Here is a 5,520-nt window from a genome sequence, read left to right as displayed (position 1 = left end):
CTCTCTGCCGGCGCCGGTCGCGAAGGTCATCCGAGATGCCCGCGAGGAGGCCGGCAAGGCACGCACCGTCGCCAAGCAGAACGCGGCCGATGAGGCGCGGAAGGAACTGCTCGCCTCGATCAGCAAGGCCGTGGGCCTGGACGACGGGGACGCACCGCCGTCCCCGGAGGAGCTGACACAGCAGCTCATGCAGTCGCGAAGCGAACTCTCCACAGCCCAGGAGCAGGCCGCCTCGGCTGCGATCGAGCTGCACGTCTACAGGGCCGCGCACCGGCTTGGCGCCGACGCGGACGCCCTGCTCGACTCCCGATCCTTCTGCGACACCGTCGACAGCATCGACGTCTCGGATGACCCGAAGGCGTTCAACGCGGCAGTCGAGAAGGCCATCAACGAGGCCCTTGGCAGGAACCCAGCGCTGCGCGCTCCCACCAGTGCCGGTCGCTCTGGCGGCGACCTCTCCGGCGGGTCCGGCGAGGGCGGGACCAAAGCCCGCCCCACATCACTCAGCGCCGCCGTACGCGGCGCTTTCGGAACATAACCAGTAGGAGGATCCCGTGCCCGTCACGCTCGCACAGGCGCAGGTCAACACCCAGGCCGACGTGGATTACGCGGTCATCGACAACCTCCGGCGCTACTCATGGCTGCTGGACCAGATCGCGTTCGACGACACCGTCACACCCGGCACCGGCGGCGCGTCGCTGACATACGGCTACACCCGGCTGACCGCCGCCCGGACCGCCAACTTCCGGTCGATCAACGAGGAGTACACCCCGGCGCAGGCCAGCCGTCAGCGGTACACGGTGGAGCTCAAGCCGCTCGGCGGTGCTTTCACGGTCGACCGTGTCCTCTCGCGCCTGGGCGCGGCGGCAACGAACGAGATCACCTTCCAGATGCAGCAGCTCCTCACGAGCGTCCGCGCCAGGTTCCAGGACGAGCTGATCAACGGTGACACCGCTGTCGACTCCGAGGGCTTCGACGGCCTGGACAAGTCCCTGACCGGGCAGGCCACCGAGTACCTGCCGCTCAACGAGGGCGTGAGCACCGGGTACCTGGACTGGACCCGGGGCACTATTGACACCCAGGCCGAGGCCATGGCCCAGCTGGACATTGTCGACGACTTCCTGTCCCGCATCGTGCCCAGCCACACCGGCGGCGGCGACGCCGGCGCCCCCGGAGCCCTGCCGCCCGGCGTGAAGGCCATCCTCGGCAACACCCGATCCATCACCCGCATGCGCGCGCTGGCCCGCTGGGCGGGGATCTACACCCAGACCAAGGACGACCTCGGCCGCCAGATCGAGATGTACGGGCCATGGGTCCTGCAGGACCTCGGCGACAGCGCGCTGGGCACCGGGCCGATCATCCCGAACGAGACCCGCGACACCGACGCGGGCGGCGCCGGGGGCAACATCACCAACGTCACCGACCTGTACGCCGCGAGCTTCGGCCTGGACGCCCTACACGGCGCCTCGGCAGCGGATCAGCCGCTGGTGCAGACCTGGATGCCCGACTTCACCCAGCCCGGCGCGGTCAAGTCGGGCGAGGTCGAGATGGGGCCAGTCGCCGCGGTACTCCGGAACGTGAAGAGCTGCGGCGTCCTCCGCAACATCAAGGTGGCCTGATCATGGCAACGTTCGAGATCACCGCCCCGGCGCGGGGCTTCAACGGCGATGTCGCCGGTGTGCAGTTCTCCCAGGGTCGCGCCGTCGTGGACGACTCGGCGGAGGACTTCACGGCGGCGCTGGGCTACTTCCGCCGCAAGGGCTACACCGTCGTAGCCATGGACGACGAGCCCGAGCAGGAGCACGCCGGCGGATCGGACGAGCAGTTCGACCCGGCCAAGCACTCCGTCAAGGAGGTCCTGGCCTACCTCGACACCGCCGACCCCGACGAGGCCGAGCGCGTCATCGCGGCCGAGCAGGCGGGCGAGGCCCGCAAGACCATCCTCTAGAAGGGAGCAGAACAGTGACCACGCTCGGCGCCTACACCGGCAACGTCCGCGACGCCCTCGCCCACTACAACCTCGCCGACCCCTCGTCGCCCGACACCTTCTTCCGCCGCAACATGCCCCGCACCGGCTTGTACGACTCGGCCGGCGACACCGGGCAAGTCGCCCTGGCGACCGGCGTCATGACCTCGGTGTCGATCTTTTTGCAGGCCGGGGACGTCGTCACGAGCATCAGCTTCCGGTCCGGGGCTACGGCGGCCGGCACGCCCACCAACTGGTGGTTCGCCCTGTACTCCAGCGCCTCGACTCCCGCGCTGCTCGCCCAGACTGCCGACCAGACCACCGGGGCGTGGGCGGCCAACACCACCAAAACCCTGGCACTCTCGTCCGCGCAGACGATCAGCACGACGGGCGTGTACTGGGCTGCGGTCATGGTCGCCGCCACCACCGTCCCCACGCTGATCGGCTCGGTGGTGGCCCCGGCGATCGTCACCGGAGAGCGGAGCCTGTCCCAGTCGTCCGGCTCCGGCCTGACGACCACGGCCCCGTCAACGATCGCGTCTCCGACGGCGAAACAGTTCGCGCCGTACGTGGTCGCGACCTGATCCGGGGGTTGGCATGGCACTCACCAGCACCATGTCCGTCGCTGTCAGCGCAGAGCTGACCAGCGCTCTCGATCTGGCGACCGGCACCGTGCCGCTGGCCATTCGCAAGCCCGTCACGCTCACCTCCGGCACGGGGGCCGGGCAGGCCGACAAGGTGTTCAGCGACCGGCGCACGCTGGCGGCCTCGGCGTCGGAGGATCTCGACCTGGCGGGCGTCCTGGTCGACGCCTTCGGGGCGACGATCACCTTCGCGCGCATCAAGGGCCTGGTGATCTCGGCAGCGGCGGCGAACACGAACAACGTGATCGTCGGTAACGCCACCAGCAACGGGTTCGTCTCGTGGGCCGGTGGTGCAACACACACCGTCACTGTCCGGCCGGGCGGCACGCTCGCCCTCATCGCCGGGCAGAACGACGCGACCGGCTACGCGGTCACCGCGGGCACCGCCGACCTGCTGCACATCGCCAACTCGGGTGCGGGCACGCCGGTGACCTACGACATCGTCCTCATCGGCGCCTCGGCGTAAGGAGGTGCTGTCTGGTGGCCAGGATCTACGCCACGTCGGCCGACTACCAGACCTACACCGGGCAGACCCCGCCAGCAGACGCCACCCAGCTCCTTGCCCGCGCGACGAGGATGCTGGAGGCGCGCGTACTGAGGCTGTGCTGGTACGAGGTCGACGCCGACGGCATGCCCACCAACGCCGTGGTGCTCGCCGCGATCCAGGCGGCGGTGTGCGCACAGGTGCAGTGGTGGCAGGAGGTGGGCGACTCCATCGGCGCGGTCGGCGCCGGGTGGGGCTCGGTGAGCATCGGCTCGGTGAGCCTGTCTGGGTCGGCTGCCGCCGCCAGCGGGGACGACTCTCCAGCCCGGCAGATCGCCCCGCAGGCGTGGGACGAACTGCAATCGCCCGACCTGACGCTGCCCGACATCTTCCGGCTCGGGGCGGTGACATCGTGCTGATCCCTGGCTTCCTGCTGCGGCATCAGATCACCGTCGAGCCGCACGAGGGCGACGGCCCATACGGTCCGGTCTACGGGGCACCGGTGGCCGTGCGGTGCTTCCTCGACCAGGCCACCCGGCTCGTGCGGAATCCCGGCGGGGAAGAGGTCACGTCCTCCTCGACGGCCTACTGCCCGCTCGATACGGCGGCACCCGCGAAGTCCCGCGCGACGCTACCCGACGGGAGGCAGACGACCGTCATCGACGCGAAGCGCCGGGACGGCGGCGGCCTGCCCACTCCCGATCACCTGGAGGTGATGCTGCTGTGACGCAGTACACCCGTCTCACATACAACGGCCGCCGCTTGTGGACCAGCGGCGGCCGTCGGCGTGCCGCTCGCGGCGTGCAGCTGGCCGCCGAGCATGTACTGGCCGAGTCGAAGAAGGAAGTGCCGCTCGACGAGGGCACGCTGGAACGCTCGGGGAAGGCTGCGGTCGACGAGGCAACGCTGACCGGCACGGTTTCCTATGACACCGTCTACGCCGTTCCTCAGCATGAGCGGCTCGACTTCCACCACCCGATGCCAGGCCGGAAGGCGAAATACCTCGAAGACCCGATGAACCGCGAGCGGCAGCGGGTCGCGCAGATCATCGCCACTGAGATCCGCCGGTGGCTGCGGTGAGCTACACCCCCGACCTCCTCGACGGCCTCGCTCAGCTCATCGCCGACCAGGGCATCGCCGTCTACCGGCCGGACGGCGTCTACACGGTCAGTGAGACCGGCCTCACTGTGGCGGTCATGCCGGACAACCCCGACCGGATCGTGGCACTGACCGCCTACCCGGTGGAGGACACACACCTGACCGACGCGATCACAGGCGTGCAGGTGCGCGTCCGCGCGAGCCGCGACCCGCGCGAAGCGGACCAGCTCGCCGACGCCCTGTTCGACCTGCTCCACGGACGCGAGCACTTCGTCGCGGGCGGCATCCACATCGGCCTGTGCTGGCGCCAGTCGCAGGGCCCCCTCGGCCAGGATCAGCTCGGCCGGATGGAGCTGGCCGCCAACTACTACCTGCGGACCACCAGGGCCGCGACCCACGCGTACGAATAGGAGGACCGCGTCATGTCGACGCCTACCCCCGTCACCGCTCTGGCCCGCCGCTGGCGGCTGGAGGTGGACATGTCCGCAGCCGGTGACGGTACCGATTTCCAGCTGTGCCCGGCCATCACCGAGTTCAACTGGGAGGCCCCGCCCAACGTGGAGGACAGCGGGACGTACGACGATGACGGCTGGGACGGCAACACGAAAACCGGTCAGGGCTGGTCCGTCACCGCGACCTTCAACCGGAAGACCAGTGCGGACAGCACGACGTACAACGCTGTGCACGAGAAGCTGCGGGCGGTCTTCTTCGGCTGGGGCGCCGACTCCGAAGTGCTGATCCGGTGGATGGACCGCGAGGGCTTGCCCGAGGCGTACCGGGGCAGTGCCCTGGTCGAGTGGAAGCCGTCCGGGGGCGACAAGAACGCCTTGGATCAGGTCGAGGTGACGCTGACCGGAAACGGCCCGCTGTCCCAGATCACGAACCCGATCACGCCCTGATGGCGGCCCGCTTCGAAGCCCTCGACGAGCTGTTCGACGACGCGCTCGAACTCCCGATCCGGGGCAAGACGTACCGCATCCCCAGTCCGACCGCCGAGGACGGCCTGAAGGTCCAGCGCATCACCACCCTCGCCGCTCGCCTGGTGGCCGGCGGCGAGGCGATCGATACCAATCTGCTGGACGACGACGAGGAACGCGACCTTTTCCAGCTGTGCCTCGGCCCGGTCTTCGAGGAACTGCGGGCGGATGGCGTCACCTGGTCCCAGCTCAGGCACACCGGGCTCACGGCGATGTTCTGGATCGTGAGTGGCGTCGAGACCGCTGAGCAGTACTGGAAGGCGGCCGGGGACCCTTCTCAGCTGGCCCCGAATCGGGAGACGCGCCGCGCCCAGAAGAAGAGTGGATCGGCTGCGGCGAGCGCGACGAAGC

The 5,520-nt window shown here is 69.4% G+C and carries 10 protein-coding genes and 1 pseudogene; all 11 read left to right on the top strand.

Annotation, left to right across the window (positions count from 1 at the left end; translation table 11 throughout):
- Positions 1-538 (top strand): annotated as a pseudogene (locus ACWDSL_RS51480) (hypothetical protein); the annotation flags it as partial.
- 16 nt (positions 539-554) lie between these two features.
- A complete protein-coding gene (locus ACWDSL_RS51475) occupies positions 555-1,619 on the top strand; it encodes a major capsid protein (protein ID WP_450496447.1) in 1,065 nt (354 codons plus the stop codon).
- Between the two features lie 2 nt (positions 1,620-1,621).
- Entirely contained in the window at positions 1,622-1,948 is a 327-nt protein-coding gene (locus ACWDSL_RS51470) for a hypothetical protein (RefSeq protein WP_450496445.1), read from the top strand.
- Positions 1,949-1,962: 14 nt separating this feature from the next.
- A complete protein-coding gene (locus ACWDSL_RS51465; RefSeq protein ID WP_450496443.1) occupies positions 1,963-2,550 on the top strand; it encodes a hypothetical protein in 588 nt (195 codons plus the stop codon).
- A gap of 13 nt (positions 2,551-2,563) precedes the next feature.
- The gene (locus ACWDSL_RS51460; RefSeq protein ID WP_450496442.1) at positions 2,564-3,076 is read left to right on the top strand and encodes a hypothetical protein; all 513 of its coding nucleotides are present in this window, start codon (positions 2,564-2,566) and stop codon (positions 3,074-3,076) included.
- 14 nt (positions 3,077-3,090) lie between these two features.
- Positions 3,091-3,513: a hypothetical protein gene (locus tag ACWDSL_RS51455; RefSeq protein WP_450496440.1), complete on the top strand. Its 423-nt coding sequence runs from the start codon at positions 3,091-3,093 to the stop codon at positions 3,511-3,513.
- Complete coding sequence (locus tag ACWDSL_RS51450) at positions 3,507-3,821, top strand: hypothetical protein (RefSeq protein ID WP_450496439.1); 315 nt, start codon at positions 3,507-3,509, stop codon at positions 3,819-3,821. The genes ACWDSL_RS51455 and ACWDSL_RS51450 overlap by 7 nt, the downstream gene beginning before the upstream one ends.
- Before the next feature lie 74 nt (positions 3,822-3,895).
- Complete coding sequence (locus ACWDSL_RS51445; RefSeq protein ID WP_450496437.1) at positions 3,896-4,174, top strand: hypothetical protein; 279 nt, start codon at positions 3,896-3,898, stop codon at positions 4,172-4,174.
- Positions 4,162-4,602 carry a minor capsid protein gene (locus ACWDSL_RS51440; protein WP_450496435.1) on the top strand — a complete coding sequence of 147 codons (441 nt, stop codon included), beginning with the start codon at positions 4,162-4,164 and terminating at the stop codon, positions 4,600-4,602. Before ACWDSL_RS51445 ends, ACWDSL_RS51440 begins: the two co-directional genes overlap by 13 nt.
- Positions 4,603-4,614: 12 nt before the next feature.
- Positions 4,615-5,091 (top strand): phage tail tube protein, encoded by a 477-nt coding sequence (locus tag ACWDSL_RS51435; RefSeq protein ID WP_450496434.1) that lies wholly within the window; start codon positions 4,615-4,617, stop codon positions 5,089-5,091.
- Positions 5,091-5,520, top strand: a 430-nt coding sequence (locus tag ACWDSL_RS51430; protein WP_450496432.1) for a DUF7426 family protein, incomplete at its 3' end; no start/stop codon positions are given. The genes ACWDSL_RS51435 and ACWDSL_RS51430, both read left to right, overlap by 1 nt.

Source organism: Streptomyces sp. NPDC000941 (assembly GCF_053599555.1).
Note: the sequence above shows the minus strand (reverse complement) of the source record. Positions and strands in the feature narration are given on the sequence as shown.

What these genes read in the sequence shown, in the direction of transcription:
- ACWDSL_RS51470 (WP_450496445.1), top strand. Translation starts at nt 1,622, where the DNA reads ATGGCAACGTTCGAGATCACCGCCCCGGCGCGGGGCTTCAACGGCGAT.
- ACWDSL_RS51435 (WP_450496434.1), top strand. Translation starts at nt 4,615, where the DNA reads ATGTCGACGCCTACCCCCGTCACCGCTCTGGCCCGCCGCTGGCGGCTG.
- ACWDSL_RS51460 (WP_450496442.1), top strand. Translation starts at nt 2,564, where the DNA reads ATGGCACTCACCAGCACCATGTCCGTCGCTGTCAGCGCAGAGCTGACC.